Origin of the sequence: Pseudonocardia sp. DR1-2, from assembly GCF_023717215.1 — a bacterium.
Taxonomy (GTDB): Bacteria; Actinomycetota; Actinomycetes; order Mycobacteriales; family Pseudonocardiaceae; genus Pseudonocardia; species Pseudonocardia alni.
Genome location: NZ_JAMQOF010000002.1, coordinates 349880 through 371630, shown reverse-complemented (window position 1 = coordinate 371630; position 21751 = coordinate 349880). Strand labels below are relative to the sequence as shown.

Sequence of the window (21751 nt, the reverse complement as noted above, 5' to 3'; positions counted from 1 at the left end):
AGCGACGATCGGACTTTTCTGGAACTTCTCCAGAACTGGTGTCGGTCTCAGTTGGACAGGGTCACCTTTCCCCTGGTGAGGGGCACTTCGCCGGTCAGAAGGGGAGGCTCCTGCCGAGCACGGCGTAGCCGACGAACGCGACCACGTCGATCAGCAGGTGGGCGCCGACGAGCGGCCACAGCCGGTTCGTCCGCTGCCAGTAGCGGGCGAACACCAGGCCCATGACGAGGTTGCCGACGAACGCGCCGATCCCCTGGTAGAGGTGGTAGCACCCGCGCAGGACCGCGGCCGCGAACGCCGACCGGTTCTCCGACCAGCCGAGCCGCCGCAGCCGGGTGAGCAGGTAGCCGATCATGACGACCTCCTCAGCCCAGGAGTTCGCCGCCGCGGACAGCACCAGCACCGGGATCCGCCACCACTGGTCGGTCAGCGTGCTGGGCGCGACGTCCGGGGTGATCCCGGCGAGCCGTCCGACCAGGTAGAGCCCCAGCCCGGGGAGGCCGATCAGCGCGGCCAGGCCCGCGGAGTGCGCCGCGTCGCGCCACGGCCGCCGCCCGTCGAGCCCGACCCGGCGCAGCGCGATGCCCGCCCGCAGCAGCAGGAAGGCGGCCAGGGCGCCCCATCCGGCCAGCTGCAGCGCGCGGACCAGCTGGAACGCGAGGTCGATCCAGGCGTCGGTGGACGCGGGCGCGTTCAGGGTGACCTGCTGGTCGGCCAGCGGGGCGGGGTTCAGCAGGGCCTCGAGCAGCGACAGCGCGCTGCGCACCGCGGAGAGGCCCAGCGTCACGGTCAGGACGACGGCGATCTCCAGGCCGATCAGCCGTCGCTCGCGGGGGTCGGTGGCGACGCCCGGGAACGACGGGGGCGCCGGGCTCAGCCAGTCCCGCAGGGCCCCACGCGGTCGTGCCGGGACCGGTCCGCTCGTCATGGGCCGATCATCGCACCGGGTGCCGGAGGGCCCCGCGGGCCGAGTCGCGGGGTTGCCGGTGGGGCCTGGGCAGCCGATCCGTACCGCGCGCTCATCCGTGCCGCGCTGATCGGCATCGCGCTGATCGGCATCGCGCGCGCTGATCCGCGGCTTGCGCGCGTACGGACACGCGCGGTCCGCGGATCACCGCGCGGACCGAGGATCACCGCTGGGAGCCGACCGGGTGGGCGAGACGGCCGGAGGGGGTCCATCGGGCTGGCGAGGGAGCGCCGGGGACCACCGGACGGGCGAGTGACCGAGCGCTCGTCGGGGCCCGGCCGTGGCCACGCCGGGGTGCGTACCCTGGTCGGCGTGATGCGGCTGCTGCTGTCCCCGAGGTGGATGGTCTGGCACGTCCTCACACTCGGCGCGATGGTCGCTTGCACCTGGCTGGCCGTCTGGCAGTGGGGACGGGCGGGATCGGCGATGGGCTCGGCCCTCAACGTGGGCTACGGCCTGCAGTGGCCCCTGTTCGCCGTCTTCTTCGGCGTCATGTGGTGGCGCTTCCTGAGCATGGAGATCGCCGACCTGAAGGCGGCGGGCGCGGCCGGACCCGGCGGGACCGCGGGGACGCCGGACAGGGCGCCGTCGGCTGCGGAGGCACCCGTCGCCGGGTCGGGGACGGCGGTCGCGGGGACCGTGCCGTCCGCGGCCCCGGCCACTGCGCCGGCCTCGGAGTCGGCCGCTGCGTCAGCCTCGGAGCCGGCCGCTGCGTCGGCCTCGATGTCGACCCCCGAGCCCGCCGTCCCGGCGCCCCCGGCCGGGCCGTCGCCGTTCACGTCCCGCCCGGCGAACGCCGCCCCGCCCCGCAGCACCGACCCGCAGCTGCGGGCCTACAACGAGGAGCTGGCCCGCCTGGCGGCCCGGCACCGGGAGGAGTCCACCCCGTGACCGTCGCGACCGCTCTGAAGGCCTACCGGATCTCCGCCTGGGTCACCGGCGTCGGCCTGCTGCTGCTGACCTTCTACGCGATGCCGGCGAAGTACCTGTTCGGCGACCCGCGGCCGGTCGCGCTGATCGGGATGGTGCACGGCTTCCTGTACATGATCTACATCGTGTGCACGCTGATCCTGGCCGAGCGCTGCCGGTGGAAGCCGGTGTTCGCCGTGGTCATCCTGGCCGCGGGAACCATCCCGGTCGCGTCGTTCGTCGCCGAGCGGAAGGTGACCCGGAAGGTGCAGGCCGAGCACCTGGCACCCGCCGGTCCCTGACCCGGCTCAGCGGCCCCCGGCCGCCGGGCAGCCCACCAGCTCGGCGAACCGGCGCTGCAGCTCCTCGGGCGTGTCCGCGGGCGCGGAGAACGCCAGCCGCACGTCCTGGGTGCCGGTCGCGGTGGGCACCCGCACGCGGAGCCCGAAGCGGTCCACGCCGACCGGGCGGACCCGGCCGCCGGTGAACCCCAGCCCGTCGGGCAGGTGGCGGCGCAGCGCGCACAGCATCTCCGGGTGCGCCCGGTCCAGATGCTCCAGCCACACCTGCTCGACCCGGCAGAACGGGTCGGGCTCGGCGGCCGCGAGCTCGGTCGGCGAGACCGGCGCGCAGCCCTCGGCGTCGGAGTAGACCGCCGACGACGGGTGCAGCCGCAGCAGGGTGGCGCCGCGCCCGGCGTCGAGGAGGTTGGGGTGCGGGGCCTTCTCGGCGAGCCGCAGCGCCCGCTCCCGGCCGGTGACCGGGTCGGGCTCGTCCAGCGTCCCGACCAGCCACAGCAGCTCCCGGACCGGCTCGTCGAGCGGCACCGGTGTGCTGCCGGTCAGCTCGAGCATCACCGGGAGCCCGCCGAGGGTGAGCCGGGCGCGTTCGCGGAGCACGTGGTCGTCGGGCAGCAGCAGGTCGGTCGTGCCGTCCGGCCAGGTGTGGTGCATCAGCGGCGCACACGGTTCCGGCTCGCCGGTGCCGACGAGTGCCGCGCGGCCACCACGGGTGACGAGGCTGCGGGCTCGCTCGGCGACGGCGGGCGTCGGGGGGCGGCGCACTCGGGTCGTTCCCACTCTCACCTCCGATTAGGTAACCCTTACCTAAGCAGCCGGAGGTATCGCCTGTCCAGTGGCTGCGGACACAGGGGGCAACCCCCGTTGATGGGCCGCCGTGACCCGACCGTTAGCGTCTGTCGACGTGATGACCGTGCCCTCGGGTTCCTCAGCCGACCCGTGGCCGATCCGTCCGCTGCTCGCCGCGCTGGTCGACGACACCAGCCTGCTGCAGCCGAGGACCGTCGCACCGGGCGTCGACGCCGTCGTGTCGCGCTATCTCGCCGCCCGCGACGGCCACTACGGAGGCCTCGTCGGACGGCTGGTCTGCCCCGCGTCGCAGCTGCCCGCCGTCGTCACCGAGCTCGCCCGTTCCGCGCCGAGCCGGCCGGCGGAGCTGGCCCTCGTCGTCGACACCGGGCTGGGTGCGGTGCCGAAGGCGCTGTCGACCGTGTTCTCCCGCTCCAGCCTGCTCACCCCGAGCACCGTCGAGTGCGCCGCACCGCCGGACGTCGACGGCATCTGGCTCGAGCGCGTCTCGGAGTTCGTGCCGGACGAGGTGACCCCGGTCGTGGAGCCGCGCCGCCCCGTCGAGGGGGACGCCGACGGCACGCTCGCCTGGCTCGCCGCCGTCCGCAAGGTCGCCGAGCACGGCTGCACCCCGAAGATCCGCCTCGGCGGGCCCCGCGCCTCCGACGTGCCGGAGATCGTGGACGTGCACAAGTTCCTGCTGGCCGGCATGGAGAGCGGCACCGGCGGGATCTCGGCCCAGGGCATCGACCGGATCGTCCGCGAGGACCCGTCCGCGTCGACGCCCCGCGGCCGCCACGGCCTGCTGAACCTGATCGCCGCCGTCGCGCGGATGACCGGGGTCAGCGCCTCGCCCGACCCGGCCGAGGATGCCCTGGCCTGCACCGACGGCGAGAAGCTGGCCCGGGAGCTCGACGAGCTGCCCGAGGCCGCCGTCGAGCAGGTCCGCACCGTCCTGCCGCGCTGCGGCGTCGACCCGGAGCCGGTCCCGATCGCCGACCTCGTCGCCCTCGGGCTGCTGGACTGATCAGGACGGATCGGATGCGGATCGGATTCCTGGGGCCGCACGCCACGTTCACCGAGCAGGCCCTGCTGACCCTGCCCGAGTCGCGTGGCGCGGAGCTCGTGCCGCTGCCCGGCGCCCCCGCGGTGCTGGCGGCCGTCCGCGACGGGTCCGTCGACGCCGGCTGCGTGCCGATCGAGAACACCGTCGAGGGCGCCGTCCCGCCGGTGCTCGACGGGCTCGTCGCCGACCCGCCGCTGGTGATCGCCCGTGAGGCCCGGATCGCGGTCCGGTTCTGCCTGATGGGCCGCCCGGGCACCACGCATGACGCGATCCGCTCGGTCGCCTCCCACGGCCACGGCATCGCCCAGACCCGCGGCTGGCTCGCCGAGCACCTGCCGGCCGCCGAGGTCCGGGTCAGCTCCTCCACCGCGGAGGCCGCGGCCCAGGCCGCCCGGGGCGAGGTCGACGCCGCCGTCGCCGCCCCGCTCGCCGCCACGCAGCACGGCCTGGAGGTGCTGGCCGACGACATCGCCGACAACGCGGGCGCCGTCACCCGCTTCGTGCTGCTGACCCGCCCCGGCCCGCCGCCGGCGCCGACCGGCTGGGACCGCACCACCCTCGCCGCGACGACGACGAACCGCCCCGGCACCCTGCTCGGCCTGCTCACCGAGATCGCCGTCCGCGGCATCGACCTGACCCGGATCGAGTCCCGCCCGGTGAAGGACCGCCACGCCGAGTACTGGTTCCATCTCGACTGCTCGGGTCACGTCGCCGACCCGGCGATGGGGGAGGCCCTGGCCGCACTGCACCGTCGCTGCGACCGGCTGATCTACCTCGGGTCGTTCCCGCGATCCGATCCCGCACCGGACGCCCCGGCGGCCGGTGTGGGGAGCCCGGTGGCGGCGCTCGGTGTCGCCACCGCCGACGACTACGCCGCGTCCGAGCGCTGGCTCGCCGCGGTCCGACGGGGAGCCGACACGTGAGCCACCAGACCGACGACGAGCACGACGGCGCCGCCTCCTTCGCGGCCGTCGGCACCGGCGACCGGGCCGCGCAGGTCCCGCCGGACGACGGCGCGCTGCGCCTGGTGCTGGTCCGGCACGGCCGCACCCCGTCGAACGTGCGGCACCGCCTCGACACCGCGCTGCCGGGCCCCGGGCTGGACGAGCTGGGTCACGCGCAGGCCGGGGAGGTCGCCGGGCTGCTCGCCGGGTGGCCCGTGCGGGGCCTGTACGCGTCACGGGCGACCCGGGCACAGGAGACCGCCGCCCCGATCGGCCGCGCGCTCGGACGCGGGGTGGAGCTGCTCCAGGGCCTGCACGAGGTGTTCGTCGGGGACCTCGAGGGCCAGGAGGGCGACGACGCCCGCGCCGCGTTCGACGAGGTCTTCGAGGCCTGGTGGGACGGCGACGTCGACCGCGCGATGCCCGGCGGCGAGTCCGCCCGCGACGTCTGGGACCGGGCGCTGCCCGACCTCGCCGCGGTGACCTCCGGCGTGGCGGAGGGGGCGGTCGTCGTCGTCAGCCACGGCGCGGCGATCCGGATCCTGTCGCTGGCGCTGCTCGGCGGGCACGACGGCTCCGGACCCGGCCACCCCGACGTCACCTACGGCCGCGAGCGCCCGGTCCCCAACACCGGCCGGGTCGTGCTGCGTCGCGACCCCGGCGGCTGGGTCCCGGAGCTGTGGGACGCGATGCCCGGTGGGCGGCGCGCCACCCACCGGTAGGGGTCAGCCCCAGCCGAGTTCGTGCAGCTTCTCCTCGGAGATGCCGAAGTGGTGCGCGATCTCGTGGACGACGGTGATCGCGACCTCGTCGACGACCTGCTCCTCGTCCTCGCAGAAGTCGAGGACGGCGTCGCGGTACACGGTGATCCGGTCCGGCAGCTCGCCCGCGTAGTCCGCCGTGCGCTCGGTCAGCGCGACGCCCTCGTAGAGCCCGAGCAGGTCCGGCTCGTCGGGGTGGCGCGGCTCGACCAGCACGACGACGTTGTCCATCGCCGCGGCGAGCTCGGCGGGCACGAGGTCGAGCGCCTCGCCGACCAGCTCGTCGAACCGGTCGGCGGGCATCGCCACCGGCACGTCAGTTGCCCGAGAGCCCGGGCAGGCCGGGCGGGATGTCGAGTTCCGGCTGTCCGGCTCCGCCGTCGGGGGCGGCGGGCTGCTCGCCGTCGGGCTGCTCGACCGGGGCCTGCGAGCCGGGGGCCGCGGGGGCCGACCCGTCGGCCGGGGCACCGTCCGGACCGGCGGGCGCACCGGGCGCGGACGGTGCCGGGGCGGCGGGCTGCCCGGAGACGACCAGGTTCCCCTTCACCGAGCCGGTGATCGAGGCGAAGCCGCTGTTGTCCGGCAGCAGGGTGCCGATGTTGCAGTTGACCTTGCGGCTGCCGGCCTTCCAGGACTCCTCGGAGAGGTTGCCCCAGTAGACGGTGAGGCCCTTGGCGCCGATCACCTGGTCGTTGCCGGCGAAGGTGTTGGCGGCCTCGGTGCAGGCGGGCTGGAGGAACTTGTCCTGGTCCTCGACGGCCGGCCAGTCCCCCGTGAACTCGGTGCCCAGGTCGACCAGCCCGACGGCCTCGACGGCGTGCGGCCCGGCGCAGTCGGTCGGGTCGCCGACGGTGCGGCCGTCGATGCCGAGGCAGGTGCCCACCGGCTGGACCGCGGACTGGTCCTGCGCGGCGACCTTGCCGGTGATCGGGAACATCTCCCCGCTGCGCGAGGCCATCTGCAGGCCGCAGCGCATGCCCTTGTCGCCGCCGTCCCAGCGCTGCTGCGACGGCTTGAGCGCGCCCACCCGGAACTTCCCGTCCGGGTCGAACTTGCCGTTCAGGTACTTCGTGACCACCGGGGTGCAGCGGTCGGCGACGAGCTTCTGCCAGGCCCCGTCGGCCGGGAACGTCGGCTGGTCGGTCAGCGCGACCCGCCCCGCCTGCTCGAACAGGTGCGGCCGGGCGCAGTCGACGGCGGCGGTGTCGGTCGCGTCGGAGCGGGTCCAGTTCAGGCAGGTGCCCGCGGTGTCCGGCGGGGGCGGCAGCGGCGGGGGCTCGTCCACCTTCGGCACCCCGGAGGACGCGAACGAGCCCAGCACCGGCACCTCGGCGCCGAGCAGCGAGTCCACCGACGCGACGGTCAGCATCAGCAGTGCGCCGACGAGGATCCCGACGCCGACCCGGCGGGCCCCGAGGAGCCCGCCCCGCCCCGCGCCCGCCCGTCCGGAGGTCTCCGACGACCGTCGCCGACGGGTCGGGACGACCGGGGTGGCCGACGGCCGGGACAGCACCGAGGTCGTGCCCTGCCCGCCGTGGACGGCGGTGCGGCCGGTCGCGTCGGGCCGGTCGGAGCCGGCGGGGGAGCGGGAATCCATGACGTCCCCCATCATGCAGCCGGGGTCGGCGCGGCTTCACCCGGCCGGTGCCCCGGCGCGGCGGTCGGTCGGCCGGATGCTGTGAACGTGCAGGTCCGCCCGGTGCGACGGGGAGCCGGGACCACTCGTCCGGGCGGACGTGGGTGAAACGCAGCCGAATCGTCATCCGGGAACGGCCGGTGGTCGTCGGCCGCTCCCGGTACGGTGCGCGCGGGGGACGGGAGTGACGATGGGGGATCAGCGATGACCGACGGACCGCGCGCCGGCGGCGGCCCGGACGACAGCACGCCGCCCGCCGGTACGCCGAGGGCGACACCGGGCGGCGCGACACCGGAGCCGCAGCCGACGACGCCGACACCGCAGACCGACGGACCGGCGACGGCGCCGTGGGCGAACGCGCCCGCCGAGCAGCCCGCCGAGGCCCCGCGCGGCCGGATCCGGCAGCAGGACGGCAGCACCACGCCCCGCGAGCCCACGCTCGCCGAGAAGCGGGCCCGCGAGCAGAAGCTGCGCGCGGACCGCGAGGCGGTGCGGCTCAAGGAGGCCCGCTCGAAGACCACGAAGCGGGTGCTGATCGGCGCCGGCGCGACCGTCGGCGTCGTCGCCCTGATCGCGGCCGTGTACGCCGGGTCCGGCGGCGGCAGCGAGTCGGTCGAGGCGCGCTGCGTCGACGACCAGGGCGTCGTCGTGCCGGACGACAACTGCAGCGGCCCGGAGAGTCAGGGCCAGGTCTCCAACGGGGGCGGCGGCTTCGCCTTCGTGCCGATCTTCCTGGGCGGCGGCGGCCGGCAGTACCACTACAACTACGGCGGCAGCGGCGGCGTCGGCCAGGTCGCGACCGGCGGGAACGTGTCCCCGCCGCCGAGCGGCACCACGGTCCGCAGCGGCACGACCGGTTCGACCATCGGCTCGGCGAACCGCAGCGGCACGATCTCCCGGGGCGGTCTCGGCGTCGGCGGCGGGTCGTCGTCGTCCTCGGGCGGGTCCGGCTCGTCCAGCGGGAGCTGAGGCGTGCGACGCGAACGCGGCACCCCCCGTCCGGACTGGCAGCGCACCGTCGCCGAGCAGGGCCTCGCCTTCGGCACCCCCGGCCGGGACGGTTCGGGCAACGAGCGGCCCTACTGGGACGAGTCGGTGCACTACGTCTTCGAGATGGACGAGGTCCTGTCCCTCGAGGCCGACGTCGAGGTGCTCCAGTCGATGTGCCTGTCGGCGGTCGACCACGTGGTCACCACCGAGCGGTTCCGGGACTTCGCGCTGCCCGAGTGGTGCTGGGAGCAGGTCGCGCAGTCCTGGCGTCGCTCCGACCCGCACCTCTACGGCCGCTTCGACCTCCGCTACGACGGCTCCGGCCCGGCCAAGCTGCTCGAGTACAACGCGGACACCCCCACCTCGCTGCTGGAGGCCTCGATCCTGCAGTGGCACTGGCTGTCCGACGTCCACCCCGGCGACGACCAGTGGAACTCCCTGCACGAGAAGCTCGTCGAACGCTGGGGCGAGATCAAGGGTCTGCTGCCGTCGTCGGAGGTGCACGTCACCTGGTCCGGCGCCGAGTCCACCGGCGAGGACCACATCACCGTCGGCTACCTGCAGGAGACCGCCGCCGAGGCGGGCCTCGACACCGTCGGACTGTCCATCGAGGACATCGGCTGGGACTCCGCACTGGACCGCTTCGTCGACCTCGAGGAAGCTCCGATGTCGACGGTGTTCAAGCTCTACCCGTGGGAGTGGATGCTGTCCGACGAGTTCGGCAAGCACGTCACCCGCAGCCTGCCCGAGACGCTGTGGCTCGAACCGCTGTGGAAGACCCTGCTGTCGAACAAGGCGCTGCTCGCGGTGCTCTGGGAGATGTACCCCGGGCACCCGAACCTGCTGCCCGCCTCGCTCGGCAACCCCGGCATCCTCACCGAGTACGTCCGCAAGCCCCTGCTGGGCCGCGAGGGCGCCAACATCCAGATCGTCGCCCCCGGCCACGAGACCGCCACCGGCGGCGTCTACGGCGACGAGGGCTTCGTCTACCAGATGTTCGACCCGCTGCCCGAGTTCGACGGGTTCCGTCCCTGCCTGGGCGCCTGGCTGGTCGGTGACACCGCCGCCGGGCTCGGCATCCGCGAGACCGCCGGCCTGATCACCGACGACGGCGCGGCCTTCGTGCCGCACCGCATCCCCGAGTCCTGACCCCCGTTCCCGCACCAGTTCCTGCACACCCCCGCTCCCCGGAGGTACCTCCCGTGATCCTCGCCCAGGCGTTCGACGCCACGTACTGGGGCTTCCTCGGCCGCGGTGTCGGCGCGATCCTGCTCTACGCCGTGATCGGCACCCTGCTCATGCTGGTCGGCTTCTGGGCCATCGACCTCACCACGCCCGGCAAGCTCCCGGCGATGGTCCGCGGCGGCCTGCCGAACGCGGTCACGATCACCTCGGCCGGGATGCTGTCGATGGCGTTCATCATCGTCACCGCGATCTACGGCTCGTACGGCTCGCTGCTGCAGGGCGTCGTGTCGTCGCTGGTGTTCGGCCTGATCGGGATCATCGCCCAGGTCGCTGCGGTGCGGCTGCTGGAGTGGGTGACCGGCATCGACATCGGCGAGGTCATCCAGTCCGACGAGCCGCGGGCGGTGGCGAAGGTCGTCGCGGCCGCGCACGTCGCGCTCGGCCTGATCGTCGCGGTCGCCGTCTTCTAGACCCTCGGTCCCGGCGCCGCTCAGGCCAGGGCGGTCAGCACCTCGACCCTGGCCTGCGGCGTCGGCATCGCGGCGATCTCGGCGCGGACGTCGCGGGCGGCGGCCGCGAGCTCGCCGTCGTGCAGCAGCCTGCGCAGGGTGTCGGCGGTGAACGGGCCGCCCAGCCCCGCGCCGCGGGCGGCGACCAGCTCGGCGTTGTGCCGCCGGTCGCCGGGCCCGGGCAGCGCGAGCTGCGGGACGCCCGCGGCGAGCGCGGCCAGCACGTGCGCGGCGCTGCCGTCGTGCAGCACCGCCGCGCAGGCCGGCAGCAGCTCGTCCAGCGGGACCCGCCCGACGGTGCGCACCCCCGGCCCGTGGTGGTGCAGCAGCCGCGCCGGGGGACGGACGAGCACGAGCTCGCAGTCCGTGCCGTCGGCGCGGACGCCCGGCAGCGCACGCACCGCGGAGGACTGCAGGTCCCCGCGCACCGGTCCGCCGCCGCGCAGCACCAGCACCCGCGGGCGGACCGAGGGGCCGCTCAGCCAGGCGGGCAGCGAGGACCGGCCGGGGCCGCGGGCCCGGCCCGGCCGCACGGCCAGCGCGTCGCGCGCCCCGACCAGGCTCGACGGGGCGATGGTCAGCGCGATCGCCGGTGGCGGGACCCCGCGCAGCCCGTGCCGCAGCCGGGCACGCTGCAGCGGGCGGGAGTCCAGCAGCGTGCGGACCAGCGCGAACCCGTCGAGCAGACCGTTCTCGTGCAGCACCGCCGGGACGTCGTGCCGGGCGGCCGCGAGCGCCCCCGCGACCGCCAGGGGCTCGTACACCACGACGTCGGGCCGCCACTGCTCGGCGACGGTCACCAGCGCGTCGGTCAGCTCCTCGTTCACCGGGCCGAACAGCGAGCGCACCCCGGCGTCGCCGCCGCGCCCGGCCAGCTCGGCCCGCGCGATCACCGGGTGCGCGACGAGCGAACGCGCGGCCAGCCTGCCCACGCGCAGGCTGCGGGCGACGTCGATGAACGGCAGCGGGTCCGTCCCGGGGAGCGGGTGCGCGTCGCCGCCGCCGGCGAGCAGCACCTCGTGCCCGGAGTCCCAGAGCGCGTGGGCGAGCGGCAACAGCGGTGTCAGGTGTCCCGACAGCGGGGCCGCCACCACCAGAACGCGCACCGTTCGAGGGTAACCGCCACGCGGTCGTCCGGGGGCGGTCTCCGCGCGGTTCCGTACGCTCTGGGTGTGATCGTCGAGAACGCGCCCCGGCTCGTCGCCACCGACGTCGACGGGACCCTCCTCGACGACGGCGGCGCGGTCACCCCGCGCACCGTCGCCGTGCTGGAGCGGGCGGTCGCCGCCGGCGCCGGCTTCGTGCTGGTCACCGGCCGCCCGCCGCGCTGGATCCCGCCGGTGCTCGCGCGGCTGCCCGAGGGACTGGTGCGGCTGTGCGTGTGCGCGAACGGCGCGGTGCTCTACGACGCCGCCGACGACGTCGTGCTCGGCGCGCACACCCTGGAGCCCGCCACGATCCGCGAGCTCGCCGGCCTCGCCGCGGAGCTGTTCCCCGGCTGCGGGTTCGGCGTCGAGCGCGTCGGGAACGCCGAGGGCGACGACGGCGTGCGGGGCGTCGTCGACGAGTTCCTCACCGACCCCGGCTACGTACACGCCTGGGGCGAGCACGACGGCGGCTCCACCAGCCGCGAGGACCTGCTCGGCCGCCCGGCGACGAAGGTGCTGATCCGCTCCCCGGAGCTGACCAGCGAGCAGATGATGGACGCGCTCGCACCGAAGGCCGGCGGGCTGGCCGACCTGACGTTCTCGCACTCGTCGGGGCTGCTGGAGGCCTCCGCCCCCGGGGTCACCAAGGCGACCGGCCTGGCCGAGGTCGCCCGTCGTCTCGGGGTGACCGCGGCGGACACCGTGGCGTTCGGCGACATGCCCAACGACCGGGAGATGCTGCGCTGGGCCGGGCTCGGCGTCGCGATGGGCAACGCCCACCCGGACCTGGTCGGGCTCGCCGACGAGGTGACGGCACCGCACACCCACGACGGGCTCGCCGAGATCCTGGAGCGCTGGTTCTGAGCGCACCCGGCGCCGTTCACCCGCCCGTCGACGAGTGGTCATGCCCGGTCCCACGGGCCGCCCCGACCCGGCCCACGACACCGCCCGCGCGTACCATCACCGGCTGTCATCGCCCGCGAGCCGGGTGCCAGCGCCCGCGCCAGGAGGCCCCCACCCGTGGCTGACACGGCAGACACCCTGGACCGTTCCGGTCCGCAACCGCCCGCCGACGTCCCGCCCACCGGCGAGGTCGCCGTGCTGGCGTCCGTGCAGGGCGCTCTCGGATGCGACGCCACCGTGCGGGTCGCCCGCGGGATGTCGCTGTTCGGCGAGCACGCCGCGGGCTGGCTGGCGATCGGCGTCGTGGGTGCCGCGCTGGACCGCCCCCGCCGTCGCGAGTGGCTCGGCTCCGCCGCGGCCGTCGCGTTCGCGCACGGTGCCTCGATCGGGATCAAGCGCGTCGTCCGGCGCCGCCGCCCCGACCACCCCGCGGTCCGGGTCCTGGTGGGCACCCCGAGCCGGCTGAGCTTCCCGTCCTCGCACGCCACGTCCACCACCGCCGCCGCCGTGCTCTACGGCGGCCTGCTGGGCAGGCGCTCCCGCCCGGTGGCCGCGGCGGGTGTGGGCCTGATGGCGCTGTCGCGCCTGGTCCTCGGCGTGCACTACCCGACCGACGTCGCCACCGGCACCGCGCTCGGCGCGGCCGTCGCCGGTACCGCGCGTCGCGTGATCTCACGCAACCCCACCACCGGAGGGTGAGCGCATGACCAGCACCGACCCCACGAAGGTCGACCGCGACGACTCCGAGAAGGAGAAGGTCGCCCGGGCCGCCGACCCGCAGACCCCCGTCGTCCCGGACGCCCCCGACGACGCAGGCGCCCCCGAGGGCCACGAGGCCGATGCGGCCCCGGCGGCCGTCGCCGCCGAGCACGCCCCGCACGTGCCGATGGACCCGTCCGAGCGCACCACCACGATGGTCGCCCGCGGCCTGCTCAAGACGATGCGCCCCCGCCAGTGGGTGAAGAACGTCCTGGTCTTCGCCGCGCCCTTCGTCAGTGGCCAGCTGTTCGACGTGCCGGTCCTGATCGACTGCGTGATCGCGTTCGTCGCGTTCTCGCTGGCCGCGTCCGGCGTCTACCTGGTCAACGACGCGCTCGACGTCGAGGCCGACCGGGCGCACCCGACCAAGCGGCGCCGCCCGATCGCGTCCGGCATCGTCCCGGTGCCGCTGGCCTTCGTCGCGGCGGGCGTGCTGTTCGCCGGGTCGATCGCGCTGTCGTTCGCGGTGACCTGGCAGCTGATCATCGTCCTCGCCGTCTACGTGGCGGTGCAGCTGTCCTACTGCCTGTGGCTCAAGCACCAGCCGGTGCTCGACATCTGCATCGTCGCCTCCGGCTTCCTGATGCGCTCCATCGCCGGTGGCGTGGCCACCGGCATCCCGCTGTCGCAGTGGTTCCTGCTGGTCACCGGGTTCGGCTCGCTGTTCATGGTCGCCGGCAAGCGCTACGCCGAGATCAACCTCGCCGAGCGCACCGGGGCCAAGATCCGCAAGTCGCTGGAGAACTACACGGCGTCCTACCTGCGCTACATCTGGTCGCTCTCGGCCACCGTCATGATCGTCATGTACGGGCTGTGGGCGTTCGAGATCCGCGAGGACCACAACTCGGTGTGGTCGGTGCTGTCGATCGTGCCGTTCGTGATCGCGGTGCTGCGCTACTCGGTGGACGTCGACCGGGGCACCGGCGGCGAGCCCGAGGAGATCGCGCTCGGCGACCGGGCGCTGCAGGTCCTGGCGCTGGCCTGGATCGCGATGCTCACGCTGGCCGTCTACAGCTGACGTCGCCCACCCCGGGCCCGGTCCCCCGCACGGGGACCGGGCCCGGGGTGTGTCGGTGCCCGGTGTCTCAGCGCCCGGTGTGCCAGGCCCAGGTGTGCGCGAGGCCCTCGGCGAGCGGGGTCGGCGCGGGCAGACCGAGCGCGGCGATCCCGCGCGACGGGTCGAGGCAGCTACGGCGCAGCTCCCCGGCCCGGGCCGGGCGGAACTCCGGCGCGAACGCCTCCGGGGCGAGCCCGGCGATCTCCCCGATCGTCGCGGCCAGCTCGACGACCGTGGACTCGGTGCCGGTGCCGACGTTGAACACCTCGCCGGCCAGCTCCCCGGCCGCGAGCCGGTCGGCGGAGGCGAGCGCCGCCCGGGCGACGTCGCCGACGTAGAGGAAGTCGCGGGTCTGGCCGCCGTCGCCGAACACGGTCGGCCGCAGCCCGGTGCGGGCCCGGTCGCAGAACAGCGAGACGACCCCGGCCCCGCCCGCCGGGTGCTGGCGCGGCCCGTAGACGTTCGCGAAGCGCAGCACCAGCGCCGGGAGGCCGTGCGCCCGCACGAAGAACCGGGTGTAGCGCTCCGCGGCGAGCTTGCTCATCCCGTACGGCGACTCCGGCTCGGCCGGCTCCGCCTCGGTCGTCGGCAGGGGGGCGCCGTCGCCGTAGATGGCGCCGCCGGTGGAACAGACGACGACCGCGCCCGCGCCCGCGTCCCGGGCCGCCTGCAGCACGCTCAGCGTGCCGAGGACGTTGACCGAGGCGTCGTGCACCGGGTCCTCCATCGAGCGGCGTACGTCGATCTGGGCGGCCAGGTGGAACACCGCGTCCGGGCGGTACTCCGCCGCGGTCTTCGTCAGCGCCTCGGTGTCGCGGATGTCGAGCTCGGCCACCGTGACACCCGGGGCGAGGTTGTCCCGGGTCCCGGCGGAGAGGTCGTCGACGACGAGGACGTCGTCGCCGCGGGTGAGCAGGGACTCGACCAGGGTGGAGCCGATGAAGCCGGCTCCGCCGGTGACGAGCGCGCGCATACCTGCCTTCCTCCGGGGCGGACGGTGTGTGCACCCGGCTGCGCGCACACGGTAACCGCGGGTGCCCGGGGCGCCTCAGCCGGTGGAGCGGGCGGGGCCCGCGCCGCAGGCGGTGATCCGGTAGAGCGTGCTGCCGCCCCCGGAGAGGACGGGCTCGAACCCGGGTGCACGGTCGATCTCGGACAGTCCGGGGTAGGTGTCGGCCCGCGGGTCCCACGGCCACCAGGTGACCGGGCCGTCGATGACGTAGCCGACGCCGGTGGCCCGCAGGGCGGGACAGACGACGGGGTCGCGGGCGACGTCGTGCAGCCGCATCCGGACCAGCTCCTGGTCGGGCGTCCAGGTCCCGGACAGGTGCGGGAAGAGCACCTGGCGCCCGGTCAGCGGGTACAGCAGCCCGTTGCCGGTCCACGGGTTCGCCGCGACGACGGCACCCGGTGCGGTCGCCCGGCCCGCCGCCTCCAGGAACTCGCGCTGACCGGGCTGCAGCACCCGGCCGGTCTCGTAGCGGTAGGCGTCGGCGATCACGGCGGCGTGCACCCCGATGCGGAACCCGTCGGTGAGCAGGACCAGCGCCGCGGCGAGGACGGCGACGGCCGGGAGGGCCAGCAGCCGTCGTCGCTCCGCGGTGGTCTCCGCCCGCCTCAGCGCGGTCACCGCCCGGACCGCCAGGCCGGCGGCGCCGAGCACGCCCAGCGTCGCCAGCGGCACCCCGGTGATCGGGACCATCGCGGCGAGCCGGTGCGAGTCGTTGTACCAGGCACCGGTCAGCGCGGTGACCAGGTCGCCCTCGCGGGCCACGGCGAGGGTGTAGAGCAGCGCCGAGGTCAGGTGCGCCGGCACCAGCCACGCGGTGCGCGCGTGCCGCAGCGCCAGGACGGCGCCGACCACGACCAGCACCGACACCACGACCAGCTCGGGCCGCTTGTTCGTCCCGTTCCACAGCACACCGGTCAGCGCCTCGCGCGCCCCCATCGAGGCCTGCCAGTCGAACGCCCGCACGCCGTCGAGGTAGGGCGACCACGCCAGCAGCCAGACGACGGTGGCGACCGCGGCCAGCGCGCCCGCGGGGGCGAGGGCCGCCGTGGCGAAGCGGCGCCGGCGGACCTGCCGGACCGTGGTGATCGCGGCCGCGACCACCACGGGGGACAGGGCCAGGACGAGCAGGCTGACCGCGGCGTTGGGGTGCGCCAGCGCCAGCGCGGGGACGGCCGCGGCCCCGAGCAGCAGCGCCCGGAACCGGCCGACCGCGCTGTCGCGGGTCAGTCCCAGCACGGTGACGACGGCGGCCAGCCCGGCGGGCACCAGCGCCAGCCCGAGCAGGTTGGGCCACAGGACGCCCCAGTTCAGCAGCAGCCACGGCATCGCGGTGAACGCCGTCGCGAGCACCGGGGTGACGAGCAGGGCCCCGGCCCGGCGCCCGACGACCTGGCGGACGAGCAGCGTGCACGACAGCGGCCACACGACGGCCGCCGCGGCGAACGCGGCGAGGTTCGACGCGGCCGGGATCGACGCGCCGGTGCTCGCCACGACGAGCGAGACGACGTCGTGCCAGGCGGCGGGGTAGGCCGAGGGCCGACCCGGGCTGTTCAGCTCACCCAGCGTCAGCGACGACGCGTCGCCGGTCTGCACGATCCGCGCGACCGCGCTGTAGTGGTAGATCGCGTCGTAGGTCGGGGAGATCGCGTCGACGGGCCCGAACGCGAGCATCACGGTCAGCCAGCCGATCGCGACGGTGACGGCCGTCCCGATCGCCAGTGCGATCCCGCCGAGCGGGCCGTCGGGTCCCGCGCGCAGCAGGAACGGCGGACGGTCGCCGGGGTCCGCACCGGGCTCGGCCCGGTCCCGGCGCACCCGCCGGACGGCGGCGCTCACCGCGGCGCAGAGCAGCGCGAGCACGGCGGTGACGCCCAGCACCGGCCCCGGTCCCCACGGGACCCCGGCCCGGCCGGCCAGTACCGCGGTGGTCGCGATCAGCGCGACCGACACCAGCGGCCCCGCGCCCCAGCAGACCGCTCCGCGCAGTCCCGCGGCGCGGGCGACGAGCGCCCCGGGCAGTACGCACCACGCCGCGGTCACCAGTGCCACGGGGACGGCCTGGGCCCACGTCATCCCCGGCTCCGCGCGTCGTCGATCGGCAGCCGCATCCGGCGCACCCTACGAGCGTCGGGCCGCAGGCCGTGACGCGCGGCCGACGTGTCACCGTCTGCGACCGATTCGTGACCCGCGCGGATCGTCGCTCAGCTCCCGGTGGAGCGGGCCGTCCCCACCTCGTCGGCGGCTGCGGTGGCGGCGGGCTCGGTGGCGGCGGGCCGGTGGCCGTTCGTCGTCGCCTGCTGCTCGAGCGCGGTCAGCCGCTGCTCCAGGTCGTTCTCCCGCCGGGTCAGCTCCGCGTCCCGGACGGCGATCTGGCGGGCCAGGTTCGTCAGGTGCTGGCTGATCTCGCGGTCCCGCAGGTAGGTGTTCAGCATCCCGAACACGAACGCGACGACGAGCAGGTAGACCAGCAGGTCGGTGCCGCGGCCGATGCCCACCGCCCGGGCCAGGTAGGTGAGGTCGTCGGGGCGCAGGACCGCGTAGATGTTCAGCACGATGAACGCGCCGAAGGCGATCCGCTTGCTCGCCCGCACGCCGACGCTCTGGCCGCTGCGCACGAAGTAGACGAGCGCGCCGACCGCGGCGGCCAGGAGCAGGATCTGCAGGATCACGGTGTTCGCCTCCTGGGTCATCGCTGCCGTACCGACAGGTCGAACAGGATGTTCACCCCGTTGAACAGCGACTGGCCCTTGGATCGTGAGTACTCGGTGTAGCGGATCGTGACCGGGACCTCGCGGATCCGCCACGACGACCGGGCCAGCGACGCGACGATCTCCGACGCGTGCGCCATCCCGTTCATGGTGATCCGCAGGTCCTCCGCGACCGCCCGGTTCATGGCCCGCAGCCCGTTGTGGGCGTCGGTGAGCTTGAGCTTGCGGCTGGCCGGGGACAGCGCCGCGACGGTGCGCAGCACCAGCCGCTTGAGCGGCGGGACCGGTTCGGTCGACTCCAGGAAGCGCGACCCGAGGACGACGTCGGCCTCGCCGCTGCGCAGGATCGCGGCCATCCGGACGGCGTCGGCGACGTCGTGCTGGCCGTCGGCGTCGAAGGTGACGATCCGCTCGGCGCCGCAACGGAGTGCGTAGTCGATCCCGGTCTGCAGCGACGCGCCCTGCCCGAGGTTGATCGGATGCCGCACCAGGTGCGCCTCGGTACCGGCGATGCGTTCGGCGGAGGAGTCCCGGCTGCCGTCGTCGACGCACACGACGTTCGGGAAGCTCGTGCGGATCTCCGCGACGACGTCGGCGATGACGGTGTCCTCGTTGTACACGGGGACCACCACCCAGGTGCCGGTGTCGGCGACCACGTCCCACTCCCTCGTCACTGACCGGCGGCCGTCCACAGCCGCACCGCAGAGGCTATCGGTCCGGGGATCCGGGCCGTGCGACGGTGGGTCACGATCGGGGCGAAGGTGATGTTCCGTACCGTTCGTCACATGGACCCGAGGACGCTGCTCGAGCTGATGCTGGCCGACCTGGACAGCGCGCCGGAGCTGTACCGGCCGACGGACTTCTGGAGGACCGGCCTGGAGAAGGTGGTCGCCGACCTGCGCGAACGCGGCTTCGCGGAGTTCCGCAGGCACCCCTCGGCCACGTTCTTCTACGCCCCGCAGTACGCGCCGGTGTCCCGCCCGGCGGCCGCCCTGTCGCGGGCCTTCGGTCTGGCGGGCGGCCCCGGGACGCTGCTGCGCGAGCGGATCGACCAGGTGCCCGTCGCCCGGGCCCACCACGCCACGGTGACCGCCCTCGACCCGGCCGACCGGTCGCCGTCGCTCGCCGGGTTCAGCGAGTCGGCCGCCGGCGCCCCGGCCGAGCAGCTGGTGTTCGACGGCCGCCGGTTCAGCCGGTCGTCGCTGAACTACCTGCGCGGGCTGGTCATGCTCAAGCGCGCCGTACCGGACCTCGACGTCTCGACCGTCCTGGAGATCGGCGGCGGGTTCGGCACGCTCGGCGAGATCCTGCTGTCGGGCAACCCCGGGCTGCGCTACATCGACGTCGACATCCCGCCAGTCGCCGCCGTCGCCACGCACTACCTGCGCGAGGCGCTCGGGCCGGAGAAGGTCCTGGACTACGCCGCCACCCGCGAGCGCGAGAAGATCGTGATCGACGAGCTGGAGCAGCCGGCGACGGTGCTCTGCTCCTGGCAGCTGCCCCGGCTCACCGGGACCGTCGACCTGTTCGCCAACTTCATCTCCTTCCAGGAGATGGAGCCCGACGTCGTCGCGAACTACGCGAGCCTGGTCACCGACCTGGGCGCCCGCTGGTTGCTGCTGCGCAACTCCCCGACCGGCAAGCCGAACGTCCGCGAGCCCATGCTGCGCCACCGCTACCTGGAGATGTTCGACCGGTTCGAGCTCGTCGACTCCGACGCCGGGCTCTACGGCCAGGACTCCGAGGGCACGGTGTCCGAGGTGATGGTGCTCGCGCGGCGCTCGTAGGGTGGCGCGCATGCGCACCCCGGACCCGATCGAGATCGGCGGCCACCGCGTGGGCCCCGGCGAGCGACCGTTCGTCATCGCGGAGGTCTCCGGCAACCACAACGGCTCGCTGGACCGGGCGCTGGAGATCGTCGACGCGATCGCCGGCACCGGGGCGCAGGCGGTGAAGTTCCAGACCTACCGGGCCGACACGATCACCATCGACGCCGACGGCCCGGCCTTCCGGATCCGCGACGACCACGGTCTGTGGGGCGGCCGGAACCTGTACCAGCTCTACGAGCAGGCGCACACGCCGTGGGAGTGGCACGAGCCGCTCTTCGCCCGGGCGCGTGAGCACGGGCTCGTGCCGTTCTCCTCGCCGTTCGACCCGACGGCGATCGAGCTGCTGGAGTCCCTCGACGCGCCGGCGTACAAGGTGGCCTCGGCCGAGCTGGTCGACCTGCCGCTGATCCGGGCGATGGCCGCGACCGGCAAGCCGATGGTGATCTCCACCGGGATGGCGACGCTGGCCGAGATCGACGCCGCCGTCGCCGCCGCCCGGGAGGGCGGTGCGACGCAGATCGTGCTGCTGGCCTGCACCGCCTCGTACCCGGCGGACCCGGTCGACGCGAACCTGCAGACGATCCCTGCGCTGCGCAAGGCGTTCGGCGTCCCGATCGGGCTGTCCGACCACACCCCGGGCATCGGGGTGCCGGTCGCCGCGGTGGCGCTCGGTGCGGTCGCGATCGAGAAGCACGTGACGCTGCAGCGCGCCGACGGCGGCGTCGACTCCGACTTCTCCCTGGAGCCCGCCGAGCTGGCGTCGCTGGTCACCGAGACCGACGTGGCACGACGCGCGATGGGCCCCGCCCGGTTCGGCCCGCGCGAGTCCGAGCGCGACACCCTCGCGCTGCGCCGCTCGCTGTGGGTGGTCGCCGACGTCGCCGCGGGCGAGGCGGTGACCGCGGACAACGTGCGGTCGATCCGCCCGGCTGGTGGTCTGCACACCGACACGATCGGCACCGTCCTGGGCCGGACCTTCACCCGCGACGTCGCCCGCGGCACCCCGCTGACCTGGGACCTGATCTGAGCGACCCGCTCAGTGCAGGGTGCCCAGCGCCGCCTTGGTGAAGGGCACCAGCTCGGACTCGCGACCGTCGAGGACCTTGCGGCCCCACTCGGGGTCGGCGAGCAGCGCACGGCCGACGGCGACGAGGTCGAACTCGTCGTCCTCCAGCCGGTCGAGGAGCTTCTCGACGCCGCTGACGTCGGCGTGCGCGTCGCCGCCGGAGAACATCTCCGGGGCGAAGACCTGGTCCAGGCCGACCGAGCCGACGGTGATCGTCGGCAGGCCGGTGACCTTGCGCGTCCACCCGGCGATGTTCAGCTCGGCGTCGGCCTCGGGGAACTCCGGCTCCCAGTAGCGGCGCCCGGACGCGTGGAACGCGGTCACCCCGGCGTCGGCGAGCGGGGTCAGCACGTCGGCCAGCTCGTCGGGGGTCCGGGCGAGCTGCGCGTCGTAGGCACCGGCCTTCCACTGGGAGAACCGGAACACGACCGGGAAGTCGGGGGCGACGCGCTCGCGGACGGCGGCGACGATCTCGGCGCCGAAGCGGGCCCGCTCGGCGGCGCCGCCGGCGTAGCCGTCGGTGCGGCGGTTGGTCCGCTCCCACAGGAACTCGTCGATCAGGTAGCCGTGCGCGCCGTGCAGCTCGACACCGTCGAAACCGATCCGCTCGGCCTGCGCGGCGGCCTCGGCGAACGCGCCGACGATCCGGTCGATCCCGGCGAGGTCCAGTGCGGTGCCGGCACCCTCGGTGCCGTCGAGCGCGATGCCGGACGGGCCGACCGACGGCGCCTCGGGAAACGGCGGCTTCCCGGCCTCGCGGGTGATCCCGACATGCCAGATCTGCGGCATGATGCGGCCGCCCGCCCCGTGCACCGCCTCGACGACGTCCGCCCACCCGGCCAGCGACGCCTCGCCGTGGAAGCGCGGGACGGCGGCGACGTCGCCCGCGGAGGGGTCGTCGATGTAGGTGCCCTCGGTGATGATCAGGCCGGTGCCCGCGGCGGCGCGCCGCGCGTAGTAGGCGGCCACGTCGGCGCCGGGGACGCCGCCGGGGGAGAAGGCCCGGGTCATCGGGGCCATGACGATGCGGTTGGGCAGCTCCGCGGAGCCGAGGGTGTACGGGCGGCCGAGAAGCCGTGCGGCGCGGGTGGACACGGGGCACTCCTGTGGGGTGGGCCGTCCAGGCACGTCGGCGGGTCCGGGCGGAGACGTCAAATGGTTCTGATCAAAGATACATATGACACCACGAAGTGCAACAGTGACCACCACCTTTT

At 74.7% G+C, this 21751-nt stretch carries 23 protein-coding genes; 13 read left to right on the top strand and 10 right to left on the bottom strand.

What is annotated here, in order from left to right:
* Positions 1–94: 94 nt before the first annotated feature.
* A complete protein-coding gene (locus tag ND486_RS06550) occupies positions 95–928 on the bottom strand; it encodes a CPBP family intramembrane glutamic endopeptidase (RefSeq protein ID WP_251783262.1) in 834 nt (277 codons plus the stop codon).
* Positions 929–1282: 354 nt separating this feature from the next.
* On the opposite strand from ND486_RS06550, the gene ND486_RS06545 reads away from it, so the two are divergent.
* A complete protein-coding gene (locus ND486_RS06545) occupies positions 1283–1858 on the top strand; it encodes a hypothetical protein (protein WP_251783692.1) in 576 nt (191 codons plus the stop codon).
* Positions 1855–2178, top strand: a complete 324-nt coding sequence (locus ND486_RS06540; protein ID WP_020625020.1) for a DUF3817 domain-containing protein — start codon at positions 1855–1857, stop codon at positions 2176–2178. The genes ND486_RS06545 and ND486_RS06540 overlap by 4 nt, the downstream gene beginning before the upstream one ends.
* 6 nt (positions 2179–2184) lie before the next feature.
* On the opposite strand, the gene ND486_RS06535 is transcribed toward ND486_RS06540, so the two are convergent.
* Entirely contained in the window at positions 2185–2955 is a 771-nt protein-coding gene (locus ND486_RS06535) for a DUF2470 domain-containing protein (protein ID WP_224403962.1), read from the bottom strand.
* Between the two features lie 127 nt (positions 2956–3082).
* Here ND486_RS06535 and ND486_RS06530 point away from each other — a divergent pair, with 127 nt between their 5' ends.
* From ND486_RS06530 to ND486_RS06520, 3 genes are read left to right on the top strand one after another with little or no spacing between them, the layout of a single operon-like run.
* Positions 3083–3991, top strand: a complete 909-nt coding sequence (locus tag ND486_RS06530) for a hypothetical protein (RefSeq protein WP_251783690.1) — start codon at positions 3083–3085, stop codon at positions 3989–3991.
* A 14-nt stretch (positions 3992–4005) separates the two neighbouring features.
* Positions 4006–4953, top strand: a complete 948-nt coding sequence (gene pheA / locus ND486_RS06525; protein WP_251783261.1) for a prephenate dehydratase — start codon at positions 4006–4008, stop codon at positions 4951–4953.
* On the top strand, positions 4950–5696 hold the full coding sequence (locus ND486_RS06520; protein WP_251783260.1) for a histidine phosphatase family protein: 747 nt from the start codon (positions 4950–4952) through the stop codon (positions 5694–5696). The genes pheA and ND486_RS06520 overlap by 4 nt, the downstream gene beginning before the upstream one ends.
* 3 nt (positions 5697–5699) lie before the next feature.
* Here ND486_RS06520 and ND486_RS06515 read toward each other — a convergent pair whose 3' ends face one another.
* Positions 5700–6050, bottom strand: coding sequence for a metallopeptidase family protein (locus tag ND486_RS06515; protein ID WP_202968062.1), 351 nt, complete (start codon positions 6048–6050; stop codon positions 5700–5702).
* Position 6051: 1 nt separating this feature from the next.
* Positions 6052–7332 carry a septum formation family protein gene (locus tag ND486_RS06510; protein ID WP_251783259.1) on the bottom strand — a complete coding sequence of 427 codons (1281 nt, stop codon included), beginning with the start codon at positions 7330–7332 and terminating at the stop codon, positions 6052–6054.
* 243 nt (positions 7333–7575) lie between these two features.
* On the opposite strand from ND486_RS06510, the gene ND486_RS06505 reads away from it, so the two are divergent.
* Genes ND486_RS06505 through ND486_RS06495 form a run of 3 tightly spaced genes read left to right on the top strand, consistent with a single transcriptional unit; the run spans position 7576 to position 10016 of the window.
* Entirely contained in the window at positions 7576–8340 is a 765-nt protein-coding gene (locus ND486_RS06505; protein ID WP_251783258.1) for a hypothetical protein, read from the top strand.
* Positions 8341–8343: 3 nt separating this feature from the next.
* Positions 8344–9510, top strand: coding sequence for a glutathionylspermidine synthase family protein (locus ND486_RS06500; protein WP_251783257.1), 1167 nt, complete (start codon positions 8344–8346; stop codon positions 9508–9510).
* A 53-nt stretch (positions 9511–9563) separates the two neighbouring features.
* The gene (locus tag ND486_RS06495) at positions 9564–10016 is read left to right on the top strand and encodes a DUF350 domain-containing protein (protein WP_083474448.1); all 453 of its coding nucleotides are present in this window, start codon (positions 9564–9566) and stop codon (positions 10014–10016) included.
* A gap of 20 nt (positions 10017–10036) precedes the next feature.
* Here ND486_RS06495 and ND486_RS06490 read toward each other — a convergent pair whose 3' ends face one another.
* The gene (locus ND486_RS06490) at positions 10037–11161 is read right to left on the bottom strand and encodes a nucleotide disphospho-sugar-binding domain-containing protein (RefSeq protein ID WP_251783256.1); all 1125 of its coding nucleotides are present in this window, start codon (positions 11159–11161) and stop codon (positions 10037–10039) included.
* A gap of 66 nt (positions 11162–11227) precedes the next feature.
* On the opposite strand from ND486_RS06490, the gene ND486_RS06485 reads away from it, so the two are divergent.
* From ND486_RS06485 to ND486_RS06475, 3 genes are all read left to right on the top strand, one after another.
* Positions 11228–12067 carry an HAD family hydrolase gene (locus tag ND486_RS06485; RefSeq protein ID WP_226354538.1) on the top strand — a complete coding sequence of 280 codons (840 nt, stop codon included), beginning with the start codon at positions 11228–11230 and terminating at the stop codon, positions 12065–12067.
* A 156-nt stretch (positions 12068–12223) separates the two neighbouring features.
* Entirely contained in the window at positions 12224–12805 is a 582-nt protein-coding gene (locus ND486_RS06480; RefSeq protein ID WP_224403957.1) for a phosphatase PAP2 family protein, read from the top strand.
* Between the two features lie 4 nt (positions 12806–12809).
* Positions 12810–13883 (top strand): decaprenyl-phosphate phosphoribosyltransferase, encoded by a 1074-nt coding sequence (locus tag ND486_RS06475; RefSeq protein WP_208818715.1) that lies wholly within the window; start codon positions 12810–12812, stop codon positions 13881–13883.
* Positions 13884–13950: 67 nt separating this feature from the next.
* On the opposite strand, the gene ND486_RS06470 is transcribed toward ND486_RS06475, so the two are convergent.
* The 4 genes from ND486_RS06470 to ND486_RS06455 all read right to left on the bottom strand — a co-directional run bounded on the left by ND486_RS06470 (position 13951) and on the right by ND486_RS06455 (position 18298).
* The gene (locus ND486_RS06470) at positions 13951–14895 is read right to left on the bottom strand and encodes an NAD-dependent epimerase/dehydratase family protein (protein WP_251783255.1); all 945 of its coding nucleotides are present in this window, start codon (positions 14893–14895) and stop codon (positions 13951–13953) included.
* 75 nt (positions 14896–14970) lie between these two features.
* Positions 14971–17007 carry a DUF6541 family protein gene (locus ND486_RS06465; RefSeq protein WP_251783254.1) on the bottom strand — a complete coding sequence of 679 codons (2037 nt, stop codon included), beginning with the start codon at positions 17005–17007 and terminating at the stop codon, positions 14971–14973.
* Between the two features lie 128 nt (positions 17008–17135).
* A complete protein-coding gene (locus ND486_RS06460) occupies positions 17136–17603 on the bottom strand; it encodes a DUF2304 domain-containing protein (RefSeq protein WP_251783253.1) in 468 nt (155 codons plus the stop codon).
* A gap of 17 nt (positions 17604–17620) precedes the next feature.
* Positions 17621–18298, bottom strand: coding sequence for a glycosyltransferase family 2 protein (locus tag ND486_RS06455; protein ID WP_083657989.1), 678 nt, complete (start codon positions 18296–18298; stop codon positions 17621–17623).
* Positions 18299–18427: 129 nt separating this feature from the next.
* Here ND486_RS06455 and ND486_RS06450 point away from each other — a divergent pair, with 129 nt between their 5' ends.
* Both ND486_RS06450 and pseI read left to right on the top strand, forming a co-directional pair.
* The gene (locus ND486_RS06450; RefSeq protein ID WP_251783252.1) at positions 18428–19429 is read left to right on the top strand and encodes a putative sugar O-methyltransferase; all 1002 of its coding nucleotides are present in this window, start codon (positions 18428–18430) and stop codon (positions 19427–19429) included.
* Between the two features lie 10 nt (positions 19430–19439).
* Positions 19440–20498 carry a pseudaminic acid synthase gene (gene pseI, locus ND486_RS06445; RefSeq protein ID WP_251783251.1) on the top strand — a complete coding sequence of 353 codons (1059 nt, stop codon included), beginning with the start codon at positions 19440–19442 and terminating at the stop codon, positions 20496–20498.
* 9 nt (positions 20499–20507) lie between these two features.
* On the opposite strand, the gene ND486_RS06440 is transcribed toward pseI, so the two are convergent.
* Positions 20508–21632: an NADH:flavin oxidoreductase gene (locus tag ND486_RS06440; protein WP_251783250.1), complete on the bottom strand. Its 1125-nt coding sequence runs from the start codon at positions 21630–21632 to the stop codon at positions 20508–20510.
* Between the last annotated feature and the right edge of the window lie 119 nt (positions 21633–21751).

Excerpts from the sequence above, each read along its gene's own strand:
- ND486_RS06505 (WP_251783258.1), top strand. The coding sequence starts at position 7,576 with ATGACCGACGGACCGCGCGCCGGCGGCGGCCCGGACGACAGCACGCCG.
- ND486_RS06475 (WP_208818715.1), top strand. The coding sequence starts at position 12,810 with ATGACCAGCACCGACCCCACGAAGGTCGACCGCGACGACTCCGAGAAG.
- ND486_RS06550 (WP_251783262.1), bottom strand. The coding sequence starts at position 928 with ATGACGAGCGGACCGGTCCCGGCACGACCGCGTGGGGCCCTGCGGGAC.
- ND486_RS06465 (WP_251783254.1), bottom strand. The coding sequence starts at position 17,007 with ATGACGTGGGCCCAGGCCGTCCCCGTGGCACTGGTGACCGCGGCGTGG.
- ND486_RS06545 (WP_251783692.1), top strand. The coding sequence starts at position 1,283 with ATGCGGCTGCTGCTGTCCCCGAGGTGGATGGTCTGGCACGTCCTCACA.
- ND486_RS06510 (WP_251783259.1), bottom strand. The coding sequence starts at position 7,332 with ATGGATTCCCGCTCCCCCGCCGGCTCCGACCGGCCCGACGCGACCGGC.
- ND486_RS06470 (WP_251783255.1), bottom strand. The coding sequence starts at position 14,895 with ATGCGCGCGCTCGTCACCGGCGGAGCCGGCTTCATCGGCTCCACCCTG.
- ND486_RS06450 (WP_251783252.1), top strand. The coding sequence starts at position 18,428 with ATGGACCCGAGGACGCTGCTCGAGCTGATGCTGGCCGACCTGGACAGC.
- ND486_RS06530 (WP_251783690.1), top strand. The coding sequence starts at position 3,083 with ATGACCGTGCCCTCGGGTTCCTCAGCCGACCCGTGGCCGATCCGTCCG.
- pseI (WP_251783251.1), top strand. The coding sequence starts at position 19,440 with ATGCGCACCCCGGACCCGATCGAGATCGGCGGCCACCGCGTGGGCCCC.
- pheA (WP_251783261.1), top strand. The coding sequence starts at position 4,006 with ATGCGGATCGGATTCCTGGGGCCGCACGCCACGTTCACCGAGCAGGCC.